At 40.5% G+C, this 24,221-nt stretch carries 17 protein-coding genes and 1 pseudogene; 12 read left to right on the top strand and 6 right to left on the bottom strand.

Annotated elements, in window-relative coordinates:
• Nucleotides 1-301: 301 nt before the first annotated feature.
• Nucleotides 302-715: a hypothetical protein gene (locus ACYQ28_RS15940; protein ID WP_460051555.1), complete on the top strand. Its 414-nt coding sequence runs from the start codon at nt 302-304 to the stop codon at nt 713-715.
• A 261-nt stretch (nt 716-976) separates the two neighbouring features.
• On the opposite strand, the pseudogene ACYQ28_RS15935 reads toward ACYQ28_RS15940, so the two are convergent.
• Nucleotides 977-1,615, bottom strand: a pseudogene (locus ACYQ28_RS15935) (IS30 family transposase); the annotation flags it as partial.
• A gap of 931 nt (nt 1,616-2,546) precedes the next feature.
• On the opposite strand from ACYQ28_RS15935, the gene ACYQ28_RS15930 reads away from it, so the two are divergent.
• Nucleotides 2,547-3,539, top strand: coding sequence for a cytochrome-c peroxidase (locus tag ACYQ28_RS15930; protein ID WP_460051557.1), 993 nt, complete (start codon nt 2,547-2,549; stop codon nt 3,537-3,539).
• A 408-nt stretch (nt 3,540-3,947) separates the two neighbouring features.
• Nucleotides 3,948-4,781 carry a class I SAM-dependent methyltransferase gene (locus ACYQ28_RS15925; RefSeq protein WP_460051559.1) on the top strand — a complete coding sequence of 278 codons (834 nt, stop codon included), beginning with the start codon at nt 3,948-3,950 and terminating at the stop codon, nt 4,779-4,781.
• Between the two features lie 86 nt (nt 4,782-4,867).
• Here ACYQ28_RS15925 and ACYQ28_RS15920 read toward each other — a convergent pair whose 3' ends face one another.
• Both ACYQ28_RS15920 and ACYQ28_RS15915 read right to left on the bottom strand, forming a co-directional pair.
• The gene (locus ACYQ28_RS15920) at nt 4,868-5,839 is read right to left on the bottom strand and encodes a choice-of-anchor L domain-containing protein (protein ID WP_460051561.1); all 972 of its coding nucleotides are present in this window, start codon (nt 5,837-5,839) and stop codon (nt 4,868-4,870) included.
• Nucleotides 5,840-6,283: 444 nt separating this feature from the next.
• Nucleotides 6,284-7,378 (bottom strand): DcaP family trimeric outer membrane transporter, encoded by a 1,095-nt coding sequence (locus ACYQ28_RS15915; RefSeq protein ID WP_460051563.1) that lies wholly within the window; start codon nt 7,376-7,378, stop codon nt 6,284-6,286.
• Nucleotides 7,379-7,802: 424 nt separating this feature from the next.
• Between ACYQ28_RS15915 and ACYQ28_RS15910 the strand changes: the two genes are divergently transcribed.
• Complete coding sequence (locus tag ACYQ28_RS15910) at nt 7,803-8,417, top strand: response regulator transcription factor (RefSeq protein ID WP_460051564.1); 615 nt, start codon at nt 7,803-7,805, stop codon at nt 8,415-8,417.
• Between the two features lie 4 nt (nt 8,418-8,421).
• Here ACYQ28_RS15910 and ACYQ28_RS15905 read toward each other — a convergent pair whose 3' ends face one another.
• Nucleotides 8,422-11,901, bottom strand: a complete 3,480-nt coding sequence (locus ACYQ28_RS15905) for a PAS domain-containing hybrid sensor histidine kinase/response regulator (RefSeq protein ID WP_460164729.1) — start codon at nt 11,899-11,901, stop codon at nt 8,422-8,424.
• Nucleotides 11,902-12,293: 392 nt separating this feature from the next.
• Between ACYQ28_RS15905 and ACYQ28_RS15900 the strand changes: the two genes are divergently transcribed.
• The 3 genes from ACYQ28_RS15900 to ACYQ28_RS15890 all read left to right on the top strand — a co-directional run bounded on the left by ACYQ28_RS15900 (nt 12,294) and on the right by ACYQ28_RS15890 (nt 15,350).
• Entirely contained in the window at nt 12,294-13,346 is a 1,053-nt protein-coding gene (locus tag ACYQ28_RS15900; protein ID WP_460051567.1) for a TRAP transporter substrate-binding protein, read from the top strand.
• 74 nt (nt 13,347-13,420) lie between these two features.
• Nucleotides 13,421-13,963, top strand: a complete 543-nt coding sequence (locus tag ACYQ28_RS15895; RefSeq protein WP_460051568.1) for a TRAP transporter small permease subunit — start codon at nt 13,421-13,423, stop codon at nt 13,961-13,963.
• A gap of 1 nt (nt 13,964) precedes the next feature.
• The gene (locus ACYQ28_RS15890) at nt 13,965-15,350 is read left to right on the top strand and encodes a TRAP transporter large permease (protein ID WP_460051569.1); all 1,386 of its coding nucleotides are present in this window, start codon (nt 13,965-13,967) and stop codon (nt 15,348-15,350) included.
• Between the two features lie 233 nt (nt 15,351-15,583).
• On the opposite strand, the gene ACYQ28_RS15885 is transcribed toward ACYQ28_RS15890, so the two are convergent.
• Nucleotides 15,584-16,216, bottom strand: coding sequence for a DUF2799 domain-containing protein (locus ACYQ28_RS15885; protein WP_460051571.1), 633 nt, complete (start codon nt 16,214-16,216; stop codon nt 15,584-15,586).
• A 474-nt stretch (nt 16,217-16,690) separates the two neighbouring features.
• Here ACYQ28_RS15885 and ACYQ28_RS15880 point away from each other — a divergent pair, with 474 nt between their 5' ends.
• The 4 genes from ACYQ28_RS15880 to ACYQ28_RS15865 all read left to right on the top strand — a co-directional run bounded on the left by ACYQ28_RS15880 (nt 16,691) and on the right by ACYQ28_RS15865 (nt 21,849).
• Nucleotides 16,691-17,500, top strand: a complete 810-nt coding sequence (locus ACYQ28_RS15880) for a formylglycine-generating enzyme family protein (RefSeq protein ID WP_460051572.1) — start codon at nt 16,691-16,693, stop codon at nt 17,498-17,500.
• Between the two features lie 817 nt (nt 17,501-18,317).
• Nucleotides 18,318-18,752, top strand: a complete 435-nt coding sequence (locus tag ACYQ28_RS15875) for a hypothetical protein (protein ID WP_460051574.1) — start codon at nt 18,318-18,320, stop codon at nt 18,750-18,752.
• Between the two features lie 671 nt (nt 18,753-19,423).
• Complete coding sequence (locus ACYQ28_RS15870) at nt 19,424-20,305, top strand: alpha/beta fold hydrolase (RefSeq protein ID WP_460051576.1); 882 nt, start codon at nt 19,424-19,426, stop codon at nt 20,303-20,305.
• Nucleotides 20,306-20,904: 599 nt separating this feature from the next.
• On the top strand, nt 20,905-21,849 hold the full coding sequence (locus tag ACYQ28_RS15865) for an N-acyl homoserine lactonase family protein (protein ID WP_460051577.1): 945 nt from the start codon (nt 20,905-20,907) through the stop codon (nt 21,847-21,849).
• Nucleotides 21,850-21,951: 102 nt separating this feature from the next.
• Here ACYQ28_RS15865 and ACYQ28_RS15860 read toward each other — a convergent pair whose 3' ends face one another.
• A complete protein-coding gene (locus ACYQ28_RS15860; RefSeq protein WP_460051578.1) occupies nt 21,952-23,247 on the bottom strand; it encodes a metal-dependent hydrolase family protein in 1,296 nt (431 codons plus the stop codon).
• A gap of 148 nt (nt 23,248-23,395) precedes the next feature.
• Between ACYQ28_RS15860 and ACYQ28_RS15855 the strand changes: the two genes are divergently transcribed.
• Nucleotides 23,396-24,061 (top strand): hypothetical protein, encoded by a 666-nt coding sequence (locus ACYQ28_RS15855; RefSeq protein WP_460051579.1) that lies wholly within the window; start codon nt 23,396-23,398, stop codon nt 24,059-24,061.
• Nucleotides 24,062-24,221 lie beyond the last annotated feature (160 nt).

Below are 24,221 nucleotides of genomic sequence, written 5' to 3'. Positions count from 1 at the left end.
TTATAGGCCATTTGTAGGTTCCTTTGTTTAGGGCAGTTTACCCTACAAGCTGGTACGAGATTATTAAACCACTACAACCACGTTTTCATGATAGCGCAAAGTGGTCAAGAACAGTTTATGTATATAAGGACACAAGGCACTCCGAATTCTGTAGATGCAGTTAAATTAAACGATCAACAGAATGAACGCATGTACGAGCTAATGGATGAAGGATATTCATTTAAGGACGCGAGTAGGATTGCAGCTGAGGAAACTGCGAAAAAGTATAAGTTAGCTTATTATGAGGGGAGTGGCGGAAAATTTGTCAAAACTGATTGGTAGCTTAATCATTTTGGTGTTAATTAGTTCAATGAGCTATAAATTACAGGCCAAAGAATGCCACAATAATGAACCAAAAATATTTGATCAAAAAAGGCTGAATATGCTCGAAAAGGTAAAGAAAAAACTTTATTTGGCGAGAGAAAATATTATTTCCGAATGCTTTGATATGTCCATTAAACTGTCTAAAGAAGGGATTGATGTATTGGGAAAAAACTACCTTTCAGATGGAATGATTGATGATACTGGAATGAAGTTTTCCCTTGCCCGTATAGAAGAAAAGAAAAATAATCTAAAATTGGCTGCGACCATATATAGTGGTGTTTTAGAAAGTCGTATTAATCAACTTCAAATTAGGCTAGGCAATGGAAATTGTAATTATAATTTGAGGTATTGAGCTTCGAAATGTGAATAATCGAAGTTTGCCGAGAGCTTCAAAGTGTTCACAAGCAACAGGGATTAGCATGATAAGTGATTGGGATCTTGTGTAGAGGTACTACTACTGCTTCAAACGGCATTGGATATTCTGCTTAAGGAGCGAGAAATCCTTAATTGTGTATACAGTGATGAGTCTGCTCCGGGGTATTGTGTAGAAGAAAGTTATTTTATTGATCTGTTAGATATAACCTGACTTCAAGTTTGAAGTGCGACAAAATAGTTAATGTTCATTAAACACTTCCTCTGGGGTTTTATATCGTAAACATTTTCGTGGTCGTTGGTTGAGTTGCTTGGCAATATAATTACATTGGTGTTGTGTTACGGATTCCATACTTTGGTTTTTGGGTAAATATTGCCGGATTAACCCGTTAGTGTTTTCGCTTAAGCCGCGCTCCCAAGAATGGTAAGGGGTGGCAAAGTAAAAGGTCACACCACTGAGTTCTTCAATCGCTTGGTACTGATGGAATTCGGTACCATTATCAGCAGTAATTGTTTTGAATCGAGAAGCATTTTGCAGAATCAACTTCAAAACTCTTTGATTCAATTCTTTAGTCGATTTGTTGGGCAATTTGCCAATCAAAAGGTATTTCGATTTACGTTCAACCAGAGTTACGATGCAATGCTTACTGCCTTTACCAAAAACTGTATCGATTTCCCAGTGACCAAAAAACCGTTTATTTTCAACGCTTAAGGGGCGTTCAGAAATAGACTTTTTGTTCGTTAATCGGCCACGGCTGTCATAAGCGTTATACCGTTTACGGCGTTTCTTAGATGATTGTCTCAGGAGTTGCCATAAGGTACCTCCGTTACGTTTATCTTCCCAAATGTATTGATAAATGGTTTCGTAACTTATAGAGCGCTTCAATAATCAAAGAAGCGAGATTGGATAAATCGTATCTCGGCAATTTACTGGCTATCAACTGCCTCAATCGCATAAAAAAGCGAAAGGCTGTATTGGGGGGTACTCCAAGCATTTTAGCCGCCGCCCTAGCAGTTGCTCCAACGACAAAATATTCAATAAGTCTACTTTGTTGTCTAGGTGTTAACCGGCTTTTTCTTGTATACATGAGCTTTAAACTAGCCTCTATGGCTGCTCTTAGCTACTTCAGCCCCAAATTTAAAATCAAAAAAATATAGTGATTTTATTTTTAATTCAGATCTTTAGATTTGGATATTTGTAAGCGAAGAGGAGGATTTTACGAAATTTATGGGCGAAGCCTACGAAGATACGTTGCAATCGATTTTATTCATTTATCTGAGTTTAAATGGTAAAGCTCCAGAGGCGATTATTTACGCCTTTTAATGATGTTTATACTACTTGTTGTTATTTCATAAAAATTAGATGCGCCATCTCTATCCTGCTTCAGTGTAAAAGCAATAATAAGTTATATTGTTCTAATGAATTGCCATCATAAAGTATAACTATGTCGATATCTGATTAACTCGTCCCTGTTTTAATCAGAGGTCGAGTAAATCGGGGTTTTCTATAAATAGCCGAAATTATGGTGAACTCCTTCACTGAAATATAAATCTTCTTCCCTCAATAAAAGTTATACCTACACGAAATGATTTGGATCAATTGTTACGAATTGTTTTAAAGGCACACTGATCATAGTTACATAAATAATGAAAATAAAAGTAAGGATTTTATCTTTAAGAGTTTTTGATTAATGTCGTCCTGATTTAATCAGAGCTTCTTTTATATTAAGTAATAAAAAATAGATAAAACCACTTTTTTAAATTTTTGTTAGAAAAATTAATTGTGATGCCATTAAGCAGTAGGTGAGTTCATGAATACGAAAGTGTACCGATTAATAGCCGTTTTGGGTTTGATGTCTAACATAGATGTTGCATTGGCTGAGGAGCCTATTCAACCGATAGCTCCGGTTAAAGAAATTAATTTAGCGCAGGTTGAGCTAGGTAAAAAATTGTATTTTGATCCTCGGTTGTCAAAGTCTGGGTTTATTTCTTGTAATTCTTGCCATAATTTAAGTATGGGTGGTACGGATAATCTAAAAACATCCATTGGTGATCATTGGCAACGAGGTCCTATTAATGCGCCTACGGTTTTAAATTCGAGTTTAAACGTAGCGCAATTTTGGGACGGGCGAGCAGACAGTCTTAAAGCGCAAGCAGGTGGCCCCATTGCAAATCCCGGCGAAATGGGTTTTACCCACCAATTAGCTGTTGATGTGCTTGCGTCTATTCCACAGTATCGAATCGAATTTAATCAAGTATTTGGTACCGATACCATCACTATCGATCACGTAACTACCGCTATTGCAGAGTTTGAGAAAACCTTAGTCACGCCGAATTCGCGTTTTGACCAATGGCTTTTGGGTAATCAGGATGCGCTCACCTCTAAAGAATTATCGGGCTATCAATTATTTAAAAGCAGTGGTTGTATAGCTTGTCATAATGGTGAAGGCGTTGGCGGAAACTCGTTCCAAGTGATGGGAATTGTTGAACCCTATCAGGCAAAAAGTCCGGCGGAAGGATTAATTGCGGTTACCGGTAAAGACGCCGATCGTTTTAGATTTAAAGTGCCTACCCTACGTAATGTTGAAATGACTTATCCGTATTTCCACGATGGTGAAGCGGAAACTTTAACAGAAGCCGTGGATGTAATGGGGCGGTTACAGCTGGGTAAAAAATTTACCGATCAAGAAAATGCCCAAATTGTAGCATTCTTAAAAACGCTTACCGGTGATCAACCTAAATTCCAACTACCTATTTTGCCACCGTCTACGGAAAATACTTTGCAGCCACGCCCTTTTGAATAATAACCAGTAGGAACTTCTATTAATTCAGACATTTTCGGAACAAAAACTTACCGATTTTAAACGCCGTAAGTGATTTAAGCTCAGAAGAGATCTAAATTTTTATTTCTAGTTAATTCAAAATTGTCTTTACACAGATGACCTGTAGAAGCCTCTGATTAATTCGTTCGAGATTTAATCAGAGGGCAAAGGTTGAAAGTACGATTGTCTAATTGTTCGTAATTTCAACCATTTAAAGCTCTTAAAATCAAGGCTATATTCTGGCATCGCAAGAAATACGAGCTTCACCCGAATTTTCCATAAATTATAAGTGGATTTAATAGATCTTGCTGATATTGGTCTACACTCATAAGACAGTCACGATGTTAAGTGGACGTGTAAGAATAAAACGTTAACTGTCTGAGAATTTTTATGAATAACAACGATGCCGCTTTAGTTAATGATTACATGAATAATTTTAGTAAAGAGGTTGAAGGATGGTTTTTTCCTATTGATATGTTGTTGTTTGCATTACTGAATGAATGGCAGCAGACCGTTTCGGTGCAAGGCAATATTGCTGAGATTGGGGTTTATAAAGGTAAGTCTCTGATTTTGCTGGCACTCTTAGCTCGTGAAGGTGAAACCATTTATGCAATGGATTTATTCGAAGACGATTTGTTGCCTGCTGCCAAAAATGCAGTATCTAGATTTGTGCCGAATAAAAAGCAAGAACAAATACTCTATTTTAAGGAAGATTCTGCTAACTATACTCTGGATTATTTGAGAGAGAATTTCCCTACGCCTTTAAGGTTTTTGCATATAGATGCCGGCCATGAACATCACGAGGTCTTGCACACATTAACGCTATTATCGCCTTTGGTCACCGATGCCGGAGTAATTATGATGGATGACTATCAGGACAGAGAATTTCCAGGTGTAGGATCCGCGGTTCTGGAGTTTTGTTACGGGGATAAAAGAAGTAATTTTGTCCCATTTTTGGTGGGTGCCAACAAAATGTACTTGGCTAATCCCTATATCGCCAAACAAATTCAAAAATATTTATTGCAACACAATTTATTATTGGATAAATGTCGTTTAACCAGAACTCACGACGATCCTGTATTAATTGCATTGAGTAAATTGCCGCAATTGTCTGATAAATTAATTCGTCAATTAAATCACTACGATCTATCAACCATTGATACCGCGAAAATAGATTTTTTAGCGAAAAAAGCCAGTGTTCTTGGTCAGCAGAAAATTTCTTAGAAATAAGTAATATTGATAAAAGAGGTTTATGTACAAATCAGACCGCAAATAATGAATCTACGGTCTGATTCGATGTTTGTAAATAATTAGGCGAATTGGGTAGAGAGTGTAGACTTACGACGACTACTCTCTGATCTTAGCAGTAACAAACCCACTAACAAAAACGCAACAATCGATCCGCTTTTAGCGTTTAATTCGGGAACAGCCACTGGTGGCCTTGTTACTGTCGGTAGATCGGGCGAATTAATTGCTAAGAAAATAAAGGAATCCCCACTACCAAATAATCCTGCATCGGCTATGGAGATTTCCAATGTATGGGTCGAGCTTGTTGAATCGAAAAGAACTTGGGAGAAGCTAATCAGGTCGCTAAAGCCATCTGCTTCAGTGGCGAAACCACCATCAAGACCAGTACCTATGGCGGCGTCTTCATTTAAGTTTGAATTAAATAAATTTGCTAAATCACCTTGTCGGTTGATCCTATCAACGGATAAAGCATCACCAAAGAAATTTCCACCATCGATTGATATAACCGCTAAATCATTGGGTTCACTAAATCCCTGACCGTTAAAAAATTGGTACTCATCGGACGCGAACACAACATCAATATCGATCGTTGGAAAGAAAAATTCGCCGGCAGTATCAATATTATCAATTTCAAAGTTAAAGCTTAAGGTCACGCCATCGGATGAGCTTCTACCGCTAACGTTTGAGACTAGGTCCGATCCAGCATTTCCGAAATTAGTACTGATTCGATTACTAGTATTCGTTGTACTTACAGCGTCAAACACCGAGCCGGTAGACAAAACAATGCCAGAACTTAAACCGAGATCATCCAAAAAGGTGTTGCCATCGGTGGAAAATATACCACTTTGTAGTACATCACCGGTGTAGTTAACGTTAGAAATTGATACAGCGCCTAGGCTGTTGGTGAATAGATTTGCAGCAAGTTGTTCTGCACTGGCCGACGCGTTTAAATTAATGATATTCGCTTGCGCGCCAATCGAGCCTGTAACTCCTAAACCTAGCAACGCCGCAGTTAGTAGTGGTTTTGATTTCATTGTAATGCCTCCCTAATGTCCTTGAATGTTGGTTATTAAACCGTAGGCATGGAGAAATGCATAATAATCAAAAAAACTATGAATATTTTTTAATAGACGATTATCTAAATGTTAATAACGATAACGTATAAAAATTAGATCTGTTGATCAATGATTCGTCGAAATGGAAGAAATTGTAGTAGTCATAGAACTTATACGAAACAATTCTACGATTGATTAGAATGTAAATTAGCAAAGCTATTTAATATAGATCAACCTTTATTGTAATGAATTTTTATCTTCCCTAATATGTAAATTATCTCTAAGAACCTCTGATTAATTCTTCTGCGATTTAATCAGAGGTAGAAGGTTTACAATATTAGCCAGTATCGCATCAGTGAATGTTTAGTTTTCAAACACGTCATTGAACCTTGTATAACTTGAGATCAATTATCTCTCTAGGCCTTAAAATGCGAACTTACCAAAAAGCTGGAAGCGTCTTAATTCTAGGTCTTCGTCTAAGCCATTAAATTGTGTACGTTTTTTCTCGGCGCGAATAATCTCGGCTCCAAAAGTTAGTGGCTTGTATGGGTTGTAGACTAGGTTGATGTGGAAGGAACTGAAATCACCCATATCGTCGCCGTCTAAATCGTTTTCGGTTTTTGCGTATCGTACGGTAGAGCGTAGGGTTGGTGTAAATACGTGTTGATAGGCGAGCTTATAGCCGGTTTGTTCAGAGAGTTCGATTTCGTTATTAACGATACCAAAAGAGGCTTGGTCGCCAAAGTTTAAGTAACGGCCAAGACCTTCACCGCTAATTACGGCAAATTTCAAATTGTCTTTACCCAGATTAATGCGGCCAGAAACACGCGCTGCAAAAGCATTTTTTGCTTCGTCAATCTCTTCAGCGTCATCGTTAATTTGTTGATACAAGGCACCCACGGCGATGTGACCAAAATTACCTCGCCAGGTGTATTTTGCAACTAGGTCTGGAAGTTTTGGATCGGGTGAGTTTAATGGTTCTTCGGCGGCAATTTCTAAGGTGTCTTTTGCAAAATGAAAGGTATAGCGAATTTGTGATTGTCTTACGAATACACGTGCAGCCGGGCCACCAAAGTCTGCGGTTTCAGCAAGAGCGCCAAGATCCATAAAGGTTGACCAAGTTTGGCCGAGGGTTAGATTGTCTTGGGTAAAATAGGCGTGCCGCAAATTAAAGATATTTTGGTTTGCGCCAGAATAAAAATCACCTTCAATTACCGCCGATAAATCACCTACCGGTGTACCTAGGCTTTTGTGCGTAAATTTAATTCGCGATTCAAAAGCAGATAATGTTAGGTCGTCTTCTTCGTCTTCGGGTTCGTTTTGATTCAGCGTTAATAATGCTTGTTCTCGTAAACCGCCAGCGCCATCGTTTTCGGATGAAAAAATTGCGTCGAGTTTAATGTAGCCGTTAATTTCGTTGGTAGAAACAATTTCTGCCTGGCTGACCGAGGTGCAACCGGCAAGAATTAAGGTCGTTGCAGTTCTGGTTAGAAAGGTAGGTTTATTATTATTGAACATGAGTATTCCTCTCTATCGTAATCGTTATGGTTTTTAAGAGTGGTTTTTTATCGTTAAGGAAACTTTCCGATGACAATAATTTATCTCTCTGCCATAACAATGGCCTACCGTAAGATGGTAGGTGTTGAGAAAAATTATGGAATTATTTCTCTATTAAATTATTTACGCTTGGTGTTTAAAAAATAAAATATGGGATATAAAAATATTCCTACCGTAAATTGGTAGGAGAAGAAATTAATTTTTGTTTAATGACAAGGTTGTGTAATTTGTGCTGGTGTCACAGTTTTACGATAGCGGTTGTTATCGCAATAGGAATGGAGGTAGTATTCTGCGGCAATAAAAATAACTACTAAGAACTTCTGATTAGCTCTTGCTGATGTAGTCGGGGTTTGCGACAACCAAATAATAACAACTAGGGCATGTTATGTACGATATCGTTATTGCAGATGATCATCCTTTATTTAGGCGAGCGCTTACCGAAGCGTTAGCAGAAACCCGATTTGAGCACCGAGTGACCGAGTGCGAAACCTTTAATCAAACCTACGAGTGTCTGCGAGCCAATAGACCCGACTTACTGCTGTTAGATCTTAAAATGCCGGGCGAAAGTGGTTTATTTGGATTAATGCACATTCGTGCAGAATTTCCAGAAGTTGCCGTCGCTGTTGTTAGTGCCAGTGAAGACAGTCAAATTATACATTCTGTTCGTCAAGCCGGTACCTTGGGATTTATTCCTAAATCCAGCCGAATTGAAGAGCTGGTGACGGCCTTAGAAACGGTATTACAAGGGAATCTGAGTTATCCCAGTTATACCGATTACGCCAATAACGCGGTAGCCAACAAACTTGCCTCCTTAACGCCTCAACAATTAAGAGTTCTACAATTAATTGCCGACGGCGCGCTCAATAAGCAAATTGGCTACACACTGAATATTAAAGAGACCACCGTTAAATCGCACATTAGTGATATTTTTCGTAAGCTCGATATCTATAATCGCACTCAGGCTGCATTGTTGGTTCAGCAACTCGAAATTCCCGATTGATATTTTATCCCAAGCGATTGATCAGTGAACGCAGTGCTAAGGGTTTTACCGGTTTGCGTAACAGGTAGTAACCGAGTTCCTGAATTTGTTGTTTAACTTCATCGGTATAATCGGCAGTGACAACAATGCAAGGAATAGATTTGCCCCACTGTGCCGTTAGCTCTGCCATAACATCAAGTCCTGTCACACCACGATCAAGATGATAATCAACAATAGCGAGTGCTGGAACTGTCGAGCCTAAATTTGATCTTGCCTGATCTAAATCTTTCGCTAAGGCGATATTAAATCCCCAATCGGTGAGCAAATTAGCCATGCCGTCGAGAATTTGTTGCTCGTTATCAACGCATAAAATAATGCCGTTAAAGGCGCATTCATGGAAAATTTGACGGTTCATTTGTGCAGGGTCGAGAGCAGGTTTAGACACCATCGGAACGCTCACAGAAAAACAACTACCCTGATTGGGTGCAGATTGCACATTCACGGGATGTTCGAGTAGAGAGCATAATCGTTCGACAATAGAGAGACCTAAACCCAAGCCTTTGGTTTGACTGGCTTCTATACCAGAATCTAAGCGCAAAAATTCTTCAAAAATTAATTTTTGTTGATCTTTGGGAATACCTAAGCCAGTGTCGATGACTTGAATTTCGGCGATATTATTTTTTCTGCGCACACCCAAAAGGACCGAGCCCGATTGTGTGTAACGCAGCGCGTTGGTGAGCAGATTTTGTAGCACGCGGCGCAATAAAACCGGATCGGTATCGACGACAACGCTGCTTGCAACATATCTTAGTTGCAAATTTTTCTGTTCCATTAAGGGTTGAAATTCTTGCGCCAAAGAATCCAAAACTTCTTTAATGTTTAAGGCACGTCGGGCCGGTCGAACAATATCGGCATCGAGTTTAGAAATTTCTAATAATTTACTTAATAGTGATTCCGCAGACATCAACGATTGATTTAGATGTGTTGCTACCGGCAGTAGCATTTTGGTAAGTGTTTGATCGTCTTTGGCGTATCGATTTAATTTATTGATAATGGATTCTGAAAATAACGAAGCAGAATTTAACGGCTGTACCAGATCATGGCCAGCGGCGGCTAAGAAGCGTGTTTTATTGGTATTAGCTTTTTTAAGATATTCATTGAGCTGAGTGAGCGATTGGGTACGTTGTTCAACACGTTCTTCTAACACTTCGTTGGCGCTGCGCAATTGAGCCTCGATTTTACGGTGTTCAGTAATATCGGAATAAACCGTTACGTACAGGTTGGCGTTGATGGGAATTCCGCTCAATTCAATGTGACGGCCATCGGCAGTTTCGCGAACGTAGTGTAATGGCTGATGTTTTCTGACTTCTTCTAAGCGTTTATTTACCAAGGCTTCGATGTCGCCGGTGCCGTAGCCACCGGAATGGGCAATAAATTGCACTACCGCAGTTGCGGTTTGGCCAATGTATAAATAATTTGCCGGAAACTGATACAAATTGGCGAAGGTTTGATTCCACGCAACTAGATTTTGGTTTTCGTCGATAACCGTAATGCCTTGATTTAAACTGTGCAAAACGGCATTTAAGACATCGCGATTGAATAAAACCACTTCAGATACTTCGTCCATTAAGGCGTTTAAGTTGGAGTACTGCGTGCTGTGACCCTCCATTAAATTACGCAATAAAAAATCGGAACCACGTCGGCCCATCACCGAGCGCAACAATCGATCGGCGGATTTGAGCATGTCGTCATCAACGCGATCACGATGAATTAATCGTCCCGTCAACGGATTACTGCGTGCGCGAAAAAAAGCGGAGACTTTTTCGGGTGTCAAAAAACGTTGTAACAATGCTCTTAAATCTTCGTTGCTTAAGTGATAACCGCGATGACTTTGGGTTTCGGTACTGTGTTGTCGATAGACAAAACGCTGCGCTTGTTCAATGTCGGAAAACCGTGGTTTGTAATACAAAGAGCCAATCACCAAGGCAATGCAGTTAAACATTAAACTCCAAAAGGTGCCGTGAACGGTTGGGTTTAATCCTTCTAGGCCTAATAGCGAATGCGGACGTAAGAAAGCAATGCCAAATGGCCCCGATAAAAACTCTCGTGATATCCAATCGGTTTCGACAAGCAGCGGCAAGAATAACGTGTACATCCATACGCAAAAACCAATGCCGATTCCCCAAAAAGCGCCAACACGATTAGCGCCGTGCCAAATTAAACCTATTAGCATCGCCGGAGCAAACTGTGCAACGGCAACCAAAGAAAGCACGCCAATTTCCGAAAGACTGTGATATTGCGATAAGAGTCGGTAATAAAAAAATCCCAACAGTAAAACAAAAATAATCGCAATACGGCGAATTAACAATACGCGATGCTTAATGTTGCCAGAATCGCTAAACCAACCCAGTTTAATAAAAAGCGGTAAAATTAATTCGTTACAAATCATGGTCGCCAAGGTAATTGACGAGATAATTACCATGGATGTGCCCGCCGAAAACCCACCTAGGAAGGCTAATAAGGCGAGCCAGTCTTGTTCAAAGACAATCGGAATTCGCAGTGTTATAAACGTAAAATTGCCGATTAGATCTTGGTTCATTAATGCAACCAAACCTAAGGGTAATACAAATAAATTAATGAGCAGTAAATAAACCGGAAATAACCAGCGCGCGGTTTGAATATCCCGTTCGCTGCGATACTCAACCACGGTTACGTGAAAATGTCTTGGCAGTGCAATAATGGCGATAGCGCCCAGCAACGCTTGGGTAAGATACGCACTTGGGTTGGAATATTCAGTGAGAGTGCGAGCGATATCGATTTGACTAAAAGATTCTTTAATCAGATCGCCGAAACCATCGTAAATACCGTAAACCGCAAAAAAACCAACCGCGAGTAAGGCAACGAGTTTAATTAATGACTCAAACGCAATTGCCAGCATAATACCTTGGTGGCTTTCGCTAGAGTCTACGGTGCGCGTACCGAATAAGATACTAAACACAGCCATAATCACCGAGATATAAAATGTCGGATCGGATAACCAATTTAATTCTACGGACGTGGTTTGCGTTAATAATTGAAAACTGCCAGAAACGGCCTTTAATTGCAGGGCAATATAGGGCACAACACCCAATAAACATAACAACGCTACGACCATGCCTATGCCACGGCTGTGACCGTATCTTGCTGAGATAAAATCTGAAATAGTGCTGCTGTTTTCTTGTTTGGCAACACGAATAATATGATCGAAAACTTTCCAACCAATAGTAATTAACACAATCGCGCCCAGATAGGTTGGGGCTAAAATCCAACCGTGGGTTGCTGCTTCGCGAACCGTTCCGTAAAAGGCCCAGGTTGTACAAAATATCGCGAGGGTCAGGCTATATACGTAAGGCTGCCAGGACGCACGCATTACTTTGTGCCCCCAAGTCGCAATTGCGAACAAAAACGCAACGTACATCAATGCAACGGCTCCTACAAACCAAGTTGCCGTTAAAAAGCTGCCCATATTTGTTCTCTTCTCATGATGTTCGTGTTTTTGAACGCACAGTTTGATTGATCAAAAATATTCTGTGTTAAAAATCTGCAAATTTACGGTTTGATCATCAATTCATAATCAAAGGCGTTATTTTTTAATCAACTGTCTAAAAATTCCGAAGTTAAAACCCAGTTTGTACAAAAATCTACCGTAAAAGCCTCGTAATACGGCCATTTAGATGGGTATCTATAGTTGGAAAATTTCGCCATTTTGACAACCTACTTTGGTAGGTTTTGCGGGCTTCCCCTACGAAAGAAGGGTTGGATGGTGGCGCCAGTATTTTATAGTTTTTTCACATTCAGGCAGGCGAGCATGGTTTTGTGTTCTGCCAGTCATCAAACAATAATAATTAGGAACAGGCTATGAAAAAACCACTACAAACACTACTTGCCTCTTCAGCGTTAGCACTGTGCTGTGCAGCCGCCCATGCAAAACCCGTCTTGCTAAAAACGCCAATTGCGTTTGGCTCCAACTTACCTGCATTGGGTACACCCATCGCCTGGGTTGCCGACCAGTTACCGCTGGTCTCCGGTGGTGAAGTAAAAATGAAGATTTACGAGCCGGGCAAACTGGTTGCGCCTTTACAAATTCTAGACGCAGTTTCTGCCGGTAAGGTGAATTCGGGTTATTCCATTGCTGGTTATTGGGCAGGAAAAATCCCCGCTGCCGCGATTTTTTCAACCATTCCGTTTGGCCCAGAAGCGCCAGAGTTTTTAGCGTGGATGTATTACGGCAACGGTTTAATGCTCTATCAAAAAATGTACGACGATGCCGGTTATAACGTACACGTTGAGCCTTGTTCATTGGTGAGCCCAGAAACCTCCGGTTGGTTTAAAAAACCTGTGGAAAAAGTCGAAGACCTAAAAGGCTTGAACATGCGCTTTTACGGTTTGGGTGGTGAAGTTATGCAGAAACTGGGTGTTTCTACCTCGTTAATTCCCGGTGGTGAAATTTTTGGCGCTTTAGAAAAAGGCGCTATTGATGCAACGGAATTCAGTCAACCGGCCATTGATGAGAAATTGGGTTTTTATAAAGTTGCCAAACACAATTATTTCCCAGGCTGGCATCAGCAGGCCACGGTTTTCGAGTTATTAATTAACAAAGATACCTGGAATGAAATGACCGATCAGCAGCGCGCTGTGGTGTCTACCACCTGTAAAGCGTCCATGACCAACTCCATTGCTGAGTCGGAATACATTCAGTTTGAAGCTATCAAGAAAAATACTGAAGAGCGTGGTGTAACGGTTCATGAGTGGTCGCCAGAAATGCTTGATGCCTTCCGTAAGGCATGGAGCGAGGTTCTGGAAGAACAGAAAAAAGACCCAACATTTGCGGCGGTTTATGAAGACCTTTCTACCTTCCGTGAAAACTATAAATTGTGGTCTTCACGCGCATTTGTACCCAGAGAACAATAATTTTTAGAGCAGTTGAGGTTGCAGGCGATTTTCGCTTGCAACACGTTTTTTTGCTGCATTTTTCAGGAAATCCCATGAATCAAACAACTCCTCAAGAAGCTGGTAGTGTCCGCTTTGCCGAAATTATCGACCGAGCGCTTATCCGCATTAGCCAAGCGGTGGCTTGGATATTTTTTATTTTAATGCTGGTGATTTTAGCGCAGGTAACTTTACGTCGAGGATTTAGCGCAGGTTTGATCATTCTCGAAGAATTGCAGTGGCACCTTTATGCCATTGGCGTATTTATGGGTGTGATTTACGCACAAGCTCGTGATACGCACGTGCGTGTGGACGTTTTGCGTGAACGCTACAGCCAAACGGCCCGACATGTTATTGAAATTCTTGGTTTAACTTTTTTATTAATGCCGTTTTTATGGGTAGTTTTTTACCACGGAATTGCTTTTACCTACGAGGCGTGGCGCATTAACGAGCGGTCGTTGGCACCCGCAGGCTTACCTTGGCGGTGGTTAATTAAGGGATTAATTCCATTAACAATGGGTTTGTTAATGATTGCGGTATTAAATCGAATCGCCAAAGAAAGTGTTTTATTAGTGCGTCATATCAAAGGAGGTGTTTGATATGGAAACCAACGAAATTTTAATTGTGGCGATGTTCGCGACATTTATCCTCCTGTTGTTTACCAGTTTTCCGGTTGCTTGGGTTTTAGCCGGTGTAGGAACATTATTCGCGTTTATTGCTTATTTATCGGATATCCATCTCGACACGCTAACGGGTATTGATTTTACTTCCATCGGTTTGGTGGTCGATCGAACCTATAAAATTATGGACAACTGGATTCTGGTTGCCTTGCCCATGTTTATTTTTATGGGCAATTTGCTGGATAAATCCGGTGTGGCCGAAAAACTTATGACGTCGTTTCAAGAGTTATTTGGTCGCGTACGTGGTGGTCTAGCCATTACCGTTGTATTAATCGGCATTATTCTGGCCGCTTCTACGGGAATTGTGGGTGCTTCGGTGGTTTTATTAGGTGTTATGTCTTTACCGGCGATGTTAAAGCAGGGTTACAGTAAAACCGTAACCGTTGGCACTATTGCAAGCTCGGGAACACTTGGTATTTTAATTCCGCCGAGCATTATGCTGGTGATTATGGCCGATCAATTAGCGCTATCGGTTGGCGATTTATTTATGGGTGCCGTTTTACCCGGCTTATTATTGGGCGTGTTATACATTGTTTATATTCTTGGTTGGGGAATTATCAAACCCAATTCAATGCCCTTATCAGAAGACGTTAAGCCCGTTACTAGAGCGGTTTTGTGGAATGTCATTAAGGCGGTAACACCAACATTAGCCATGATATTAGCCGTGTTAGGCAGTATTTTTGCGGGCATTGCGACACCTACAGAAGCGTCTGCGGTAGGTGCGGCAGCGGCAATGGCACTGGCTTGGCAAAATGGCCGCTTGAGCATAAAAGTTATTCAAGAATGTTTGCGCGATACACTTAATGTTAGTGGCTATATTTTTGCGATTTTTATCGGTGCAACCATGTTTGCATTAGTGTTGCGCGAATTAGGTGGTGACGAATACATTGAATCTTTATTAACGTCTTTGCCTTTTGGTCCTTACGGAATCATTTTATTTATTTTGTTTGTGGTGTTTTTACTAGGCTTTATTTTAGATTGGATCGAGATCACATTAATTATTTTACCGCTTGTTGCGCCGGTAATTAATGCATTGGAAATTTCGATTAACGGTTATGGTGTGTTGGATAATCCAACGCTGGTGTGGTTTGTAATGCTGGTTGCGCTCACGCTACAAACGTCATTTTTAACACCGCCGGTAGGCTTCTCATTATTTTATTTAAAAGGTGTGTGTCCACCGGATGTGAGCTTGGCGACAATTTATCGTGGTGTGGTGCCGTTTATTATCTTGCAACTTACTGCCCTTGCTTTATTGATTATTTTCCCGGCTTTAGTGAATTGGTTCCCCGCCGTGGTGTACGGATAACTCCCTGTCAGAATACCGCTAGGTCACGCCGCTTGCTGAAACGCCGCCAAAGATTTTTCATGGCGGCGTCTTTTTTTGCCAATTTCTTCACAATTTCAATCACTTACAGTTCTTGAAATTGGCGACACATCCTTGTGTCGCGAGAAACTCTAGGTTAATCAGAGCTTCCTATAGTCTTATTCAAGAAAACTTTGATTAAATCCTAGAGAAGTTAACCCTAGTCTCCCAAATACTTATCGAGCACTTTGTTGTTCGTAGATGAGTTCATCTAAAAAACGTTGTTCAGATTGCAGTGATTCTCGAATATCGCTGACAGCGTTAATTAATTCCACGTTCTCATCTTCAATCGCGCGCAATTCTTCCAGCGCTTCTTCTCGTTCTTCGCCTGTGGTTTGGTCGCTGACAAGGACTGCTTCTAAATGTTCGATTTGATGATGATTATCTTCGATAGAATGGTTTAGAGAATTGATTTCTGATTGTAGCTGGTGTATCACGCGATTTTGTTGGTATCGCTCATAACCGTGCTCATAACCCAGATTAAATTCGGCCAACGTTAGAGCCGGACAATACTCTGGACGGGATCGGCCGACGTTTCCTAAGAGTAGACCGTTGTCGTAGGTACAGTAGCGCAACAAACCTTGAGTATGGCCTTGCTCGTAGGCTTCTCGGTCTGGAGTAACACCGGCTTTAGCACAGGCTTTGCGATGACGACCAAGCGTTAAAGGGTCTTTGCCTTTGTTGCCGTCTTCTAATCCTATTTGATACCAGTCTGCGTACAGACATTCTTCTTTCGAGAGGGTGGCGCAACCTTGCAGTGCGAGGGTAATGCAACCTAATAAAAATGCAGTAGACGCTCTTTGTGACATGAATGACCTTATTGTTTGAGTTATGTATTCCGTCTATTTAATGCGCTCCGAATTCATCAGAGCTTTCTACAGTTACTTTGATTTACTGCTCCATGATTTAATTGAAAGAACAGAAATTGAACATACGCTTTCCAATTTCTTCACAGTTTCAATCAATTACCATTCTTGAAATTGGCGACTCATCCTATGTTGCTGAAAACCCCGGAATAATCTGAAGTTCCGTTAGTTTAATCGAAGCGGTGCGGATCTTAAAATCGGCCAATGCTGGTTCATCAGACCTAACCTCAAGCTGTTCCGTTTACATACATTCCGTAATCAACCAGATTTTGAACATTTGTACTGAGATTGCCGATGCATTTCTTTTTGAACGCACTTGTTAAAATATTGAATATCGGTTTTTTTTAATGACAATTTTAATAATGTAGCGTGTTAGCTGTATGCTTTATTAACAGCGCACTGCGTGAGTGAATAGTTATGCAATCGTTAAATAAAAAAGCGGGAATTTTGGTAATTGCGATGGCCTCTGCCGTGGCACAAGCCCAAGAGCGTGTGCTTATTAAGGCCGGTGCGTTTCAAATGGGGTGTTCAGTAAACGACACCCATTGTGAGCAAGACGAAGGTGAAGCGGGTGGTGTGCGTGTTGAGGTACCGAGCTTTTATATTGACCAGTACGAAGTTACCGTCGCGCAATATCAAGGCTGTATTGATGAGGGTAAGTGTGATCGCCCGAAAGACCATGATCGAAACAAATACTGTAATTTAGGGGCTCCGGGACGAGACAATCATCCGGTGAACTGTGTTGATTGGCAGCAAGCATTGACTTATTGTCAGTCAAAAAATGGCCGCTTACCCTATGAGGCCGAATGGGAAAAAGCCGCTAGAGCAACCAGTAAAACACGTTACCCTTGGGGGCAAGAAGTCTCTTGTGCAAACGCCATTGTTGACGACGGTGTAACTCAGGGATCTGTTGCTAACGAACCCGACGGCTGTGGCGAAGATCGCACCTGGCCGGTAGGTTCAAAGCCTGCGAACGGCTACGGCCTTTATGATATGCACGGCAATGCCGGTGAATGGACCATGAATTGGTATACCGCAAATGGCTTAAGCATCTACGCCGAGGGTGATTTACAAGCACCGGCAAATGGTGCCCGCAAAGTCGTACGTGGTGGCTCTTGGGATGAAAATAAAAATAACCTGCGCAGCTCGTTTCGCAACGTAAAACTACCCGACAGTGGCAAAACTGTGTACGGTTCTATTGGTTTTCGCTGCGCCTACGATTTATAAACACAGGAACCTCTGATTAAATCATGGATGAGTGAATCAGAGGCTTTAAACGAAGTTTCTTAGAAAACGAACAAAATTGCAGTTAACGAAACCGTTTTTATCACGCGTTAATTAACGTTGTGCCATTTGCGTTGGTGTTCCGATGCGTAAAAAACGATAATGATCAACGTTAAAAACTACTCTTTTCATCTTCTTCAACATTCTTTCTGGGCAATATTATTAGGCGTTCTGCTGAATGGTTTTGCTTTCACAATTGCCACCGCGGCTACTTTGGACGGCAAGTTAATTGTTGAATAGATATTTTCGTAAGCGTTCGCGATTGCTAAAGAAATTCACCAAAAGTTCTGGAATAAAAATTATTGGCATGAAAAATAGTTATTGTCTTTCACCTGTTAACAATGAAAGATAAAAACCCTAAAAATAGCTAACTATTTAGGGTTTGTAGTTGCTATTTTTGCGGCCTTTATAATATTGATGTTCACAAGCCCAGCAAGCAGAGCGCGCCATCTATGCATTTGATGAAAACTACTTTTGTATCTTGCGGTTTTATTGTTGTTGCACGAATGCTTTCTTAGCAACTTTTGTTCGCATGTTTGGGTATCTGTCTAAACAAAACTAAATTAAAGACAGTTAGTGTATTTCTTTTTGTTATTGGAATTTTATGGTCTATATTTACACAATTAGGCAACTCGGATTCTTCGCAATACTTATTTGAAAACGTTATCGAGTTTATGATTTCTTATTCGAGTGTCAGTACTTTGGTTGTGTTAACAATCATTGGAATAACTATAAAGTGACCACGTTTGAGAGGGTTAAAATGAATAATAATAACAGCCTGTTGAATAACACTGTGATTGATATTGATCACAAAAAATCGGTAATAGTGACTTTATTCGGCGGATTTATAGCTTTGGTTTTTTCGATTGTAGGTGGTTTATTTGTTGAATCTTGGGTGCATTTTTCTCTTACTGGAGCGGTTTCCAATCCCAATGAACCGCAGATTTATCTTCTACCCACAATTTTGACCTCATTAGTGAGCTTTTTCTGCCTTACCAGTCTTTTGATTAAGTTTTCTGGTCGTTATGCTATTTATTATGTAAGTCTTCCTCTGTTATTTTCTTGTTTTACGTTATTTTTAGGTTATGAGCCTAGTTACCCTTTAGCGCACAACATCGTTATATTATTTGCGATGACAACGGGTGCCTTGGCAGCTATATACAAGAATCACTATGTTGTTAGTAAACATCATTAGTTTAATCGGATTGTCAGTACTAAATTTTTTTAAACGTTAAAAGTAATAACCCAAACCCTAATTGGTATTAGCATTTTAGGATGCTAATACTGTCGCCTATAAAATTCTAAAAACCTCTGATTATCGCCACTAAGGTTTAATCAGAGGTTTCTCTCTCGATTCCCTAACAAAAAAACCTCTCTAGAACTTAAAAAGTTCTCACGCCTGTTTGGTTTCAAAACACAGTTGCTGTGATATTGCTGGTAAGTTTTTTGTGAATGCCTATCGAGAAGCTTCTGTTCAGAATGGAGCTTCTTTGGGTAATGCAGAAGCAATTTAATAACCTGTTAAATGCGATTACGTCATTTGGAGATGAAAAATTAAAAATTGCATTTTGTGCAACGGAGCAGGTTTTGTTGATGGACATCACAAATATATGCTGAAAAGATCTTTTTTTATTTAGATTTATAATTAATTACACACGTTCTTATAATTTTATATCACTGGATGAAAATTCTCTTTGCGAATCTTTTACGGCAGTAGTAACCTTCTATAAATACAAACAAGGGTTACTTGGGGTGTTTCCTATCGTTTGTGAATACCCAAGAGCAGCTTCATGAGGCCTGATAATTTCGTATTCATAGATTACGGCCCATCTACGCTCATCATAATAATTAATGTGGAGAATTATCATGGCGACTCTGCCTACAGTTGTATACGGTACCGAAAAGGTTGGTGATTTGGAGATTTTTTATCGCGAAGCTGGCGATCGCGCCAATCCAACGATTGTTTTGTTACACGGCTTTCCAACGTCTTCGTTTATGTATCGAAACGTCATCAATGGTCTAGCGGATAAATATCATGTAATCGCTCCGGATTATCCCGGCTTTGGTAACAGCAGTTGTCCTAGCCCAAGTGCGTTTAAATACACTTTCGATAAGCTAGCAGACGTCGTTGATCAATTTCTTGAGCAAAAAGAAATTTTCAAATTTTCCATTATGATGCAAGACTATGGTTCGCCTGTTGGTTTTAGAATTGCGACTAAGCATCCGGAGCGTGTACAAGCGATTATTACGCAAAACGGTAATGCCTACATGGAAGGTGTAAACACAGATACATTTGCACCAATTATTCAGTATTGGCAAACTCAAACCGAAGAAATTGAAAATATGATTATCGATAATATTTTCTCACTTGACGGTTTAAAGTGGCAATATGTTCACGGCGTACAAAACCCTGAAAGCATTTGCCCTGATAACTGGATGCTCGATTTTGCATGTATGCAGCGTCCCGAGTTGCATCGCTTGAACTTGGATTTATTTTTAGATTACCAAAATAACGTTGCTCTCTACCCTGTGTGGCATGAATACCTTCGCGATAGCAAAGTGCCTGTTTTAGTGGTTTGGGGTAAAAATGATGCATTCTTCCCTGAAGCCGGCGCTCATGCGTTTGAGCAGGACGCGCAAGATTTGGAGATTAATCTGTTAGATTCTGGTCATTTTGCGCTAGAAGATCATCATAATTTTGTTTGTGAAAAAATTGCCGCCTTCTTATCGGCCAGAGATATTCAATGATTTTTAAGTATATTTATTTCGATTCTTTCTTTTTTAAATTAAGGCATCGAAAAAGGCTGATATTCGCATGCTATCAAAATATTTTACGTATTTTGCACTGATATAGATAAAATAACTAATCTACGGCGGTGCTGGATAGTAACTTGATTAAGTGATGGATGTTAAATTAACTGCCATACTATTTTTCAATGTTGTGTTTTCAATGTTGTGTTTTCAATGTTGTGATTGCCTCTTGTTTAACCACTATTTTTTAGACTCTGTAACGTTTACGAGTCTTTTTTGTATGTAAGAGTTTTAACTACCACAAGCCCTAGGCAGCACTTAGTGCTGCCATTTTTTTATTTGTGTGTAATAGCTGCTGTTAAAACAACCGAAATATTGGCGTTGTAGATTTTGACGGATGAATAATTTATGACAAATACCATGTCATTTAATGTTTGTTCGGCGATAAAAAGCCGTGATGTTATTTTTGCGTGATTTGAAAAGCGTCAACAACTGATATTGTATACCAGTTCTAGCTTACACGATCATTATTGATTGTAAGTGGAATAAAGAATTTATTTTTTTAAAACAAAATAACAAGCTCTATGGTGAGAAATATGTTCAATCGTTTATATGACGCTATAAAAAATAAATCGGCGTTGGTTCTTTCATTGGGAATTGTGTCTTTTACTGCAATGGCTGAAAGTACAATAACCGAAGCAGAGTTTGTTGATCAAGGCATCGCCAATGCCAAGGTATACAAAGAGTTTGCGGCGCGTGGTGATAAAAACGCAGCGGTTTCAAGTTTGACGGTGTTTGAGTGCGGCAAAGTACAATCGCCGGATCGTTCACACTGGTCACCGGGTGTTGATGTTAATGTTGCCCATAAAATGGTGGCAAGCTGTTATCTTCTAAAACACGGCGATGACTACATGGTATGGGACACGGGAATCCCAGCGCCGGTAGCGAACATGAAAGATGGTCTTTCTATTGCTGGTGGTAAAATCAATTTATTTTTAGATACACCTTTCCCAGTATTGTTAAAAGAATATGGTGTCGAGCCTACAGACGTTAAATATTTGGGGTTATCACACATGCATGCCGACCACACCGGCAATGCCAATGTGTTTACCAACGCGACTTGGTTTATTCAAGAGGTAGAATACAACGCGGCTTTTGGTGAATTGGCTCCAAAATTAAATTTCAATCCAAAAACCTACGATAAGCTAGATCAAAATAAAGTGGTAAAATTAAACGGTTATCACGATGTATTTGGTGATGGTTCTGCGGTAATTATTCCGGCACCAGGTCATACACCGGGTCATCAAATTTTGTTTGTTAATTTAGAGTCTGGTCCAATTATTTTATCGGGTGATTTGTGGCACTTTACCTCTAACTACACTAACGAACGTGTGCCCGGTTTTAATTTCGATATGGAACAAACTCGTGCAAGCATTCGTTTAGTTGATGCCTTGGCAAAGGTATCGGGCGCGAAAATTTTAATTCAGCACGATCATGAGCGTAACGAGCACGTACCTCATGCTCCAGATTCAATTCATTAATGCTAAGCAACAAAAAAGGCTCCATGGGAGCCTTTTTTATGTTTATCACTTTGTGAGTGAGAGTACAATAAACGGAATGATTGCTCAGCTTATTAGCTGCACTCAAATTTCTTGCGCGACGCTTTTAAAGACCTTTCCAGATTTCATCACAAAATCAACATCCAAAAGTTCTTCGATGTTTTCAAGAGGCGATCCTTGCGTGGCGATGATATCGGCGGCTTTGCCAACTTCTAAGGTTCCAATCGAATTACTCATATCAATTAAGTCTGCGGCATTTACTGTAGCAGAAACCAAAATGTCCATCGGTGACATACCGGCTTGATGCATTAATACCGCTTCTTGTGCGTTTATACCGTGTCTTGATACGCCGCTGTCGGTACCAAAGGCGACTTTTACTCCAGCCTTATGAGCTTTAGCAAAATTAGATTGCATATCGCCACCGACCCGAATGGCTTTTTCTTTGATGGCTGGACTCATAAATTCAGAGTTTTCGGCCAAATGTTTTACTGTGTCTCCAGCCAGTAAGGTTGGCACCAGGTAAGCACCGGTTTGTTTAAAAAGTTTAATGGCTTTAGGGCCTGTGTAAGAACCATGTTCGATACTGGCAACACCGGCTTCTAATGCCGCAATAATGCCATCTTCTTGGTGAGCGTGGGCAGCAACCTTTTTACCCATAGATTTCGCCGCTTCGACAACTTCTTTGAGTTCGTCATTGTGCATTTGCTGGCCGGTACCTGTGGCCCGATCGGTAAGCACGCCACCGGTGGACGCTACTTTAATGAGGTCGCCACCAAATTTGATGGCTGATCGAGCAGCGCGACGACAGTCATAAGGGCCGTCGCAAATTTGCTTGGTGGTGTAAAAATCCAAAAGCTCGTGTTTCATACCACTGACATCGGTGTGACCGCCGGTAATGCCCACGCCACCTGCGGCGATAATTCGCGGGCCATCAACCCAGCCTTTGTTAATGGCGTCGCGCAACGCGTACATGTATTGTGGGTTAGAACCAACATCGCGAACGGTGGTAAATCCGGCCAATAATGTTTTAAAGGCAAAATGAGTGGAGCGCATGGCCATAAGCTCATCCGACATCTTTAGCGCTTCGGAGTCGTTCTCTGGGCCGAGCTCGCCTTGCAGATGCACATGCATATCCATTAGGCCTGGCATTACAAAACTGTCTGTTAAATCAATGATATGATCGAAGTCATCGCCTTTAATATAACCCGATTCGATGGCGGAAATTTTTCCATCTTCGATAATAACGGTTTGTTCGGTGAGTGGTGTTTTACCGGGAATAGAAAGTAAGGTTCCCGCGTAGATCGCCGTTTTGTCTGCATAAGAAGCATTGGCTATGAAAAGCGCTGAGCACAGGCCGAGAGTTGTTATCGTTTTTAGCATAGTAAACCCTTATCGCTTATTTTAAGTAACACGTCTGTCAACGAGTTAGCATCGAACAACCTCACATATTATGGTCATTAAAATAAACCAATTCGAATGAGGTTTCGTCTATATTCGAAATTGACAAACAACCTTGTTGGTAACGACTATGTATAAATTAATTTTCAGCATTTTGGCACTGGGTTTTTTACATGCTTGCGTGTCTGTGAACGCCGATGAGGGGCAGAGATTTCCCCATACATCGGAAAAATTAGACAGTTTTGATACCGGCGATGCCGAGAGTGTTCAGATTAATGTAGCCGTTGGTGAAATCGAAATTATTGGCACCGACAGCGATACCATTAATGCGAAAATCGAGTTGAGCTGTAAAAAGGTTAACGCTAAATGCGAGCGTCTACGTGAAAAACTGGCTTGGCGTGTTGACCAAAATAATCATCAAATAACACTGCATTTAGATCCTAGCGGTAAAACAACTTACAACAATGTAAATGTTCATATTTTACTTGAAGTGCCAAAAAATAAAGAACTCGATTTAAAAGTCAATGTGGGTGATATTGATGTTAAAAATATCGACGCTTGCATTAACGCACATGTTGATATTGGCAAACTTTCTGTTGAGGCCAAAAAAGATATTATCAGTGATATCTCGCTTAAGTCCGACGTTGGTGAAACCAACTTGACCGTGATCGATACCAGAATTCGTGAATCGCGTAAATCCTTGGTGGGTTCATCCAGTAAGTGGTCTGGTTCGGGCAGTTGTGATTCTAAAATGACAGCTGATATTGGTGAGGTTTCTGTCACGCTCGTAGAATAGATTTTAGGAGCCTCTGATTAACTCATCCGTGATTTAGTCAGAGGACAGAAATTGCAAATGCGATTTCCAATTTCTTCATAATTTCAATCACCTACTGTTCTTGAAATTAGCGACACATCCTCGTATCGAGGGAAACTCTAGGTTCATTAGAGTTTCCTTT

This window comes from Sessilibacter sp. MAH1 (genome assembly GCF_054658315.1).
The sequence above is the reverse complement of the archived record's forward strand: the minus strand, read 5'-3'. Positions and strand labels throughout refer to the sequence as shown.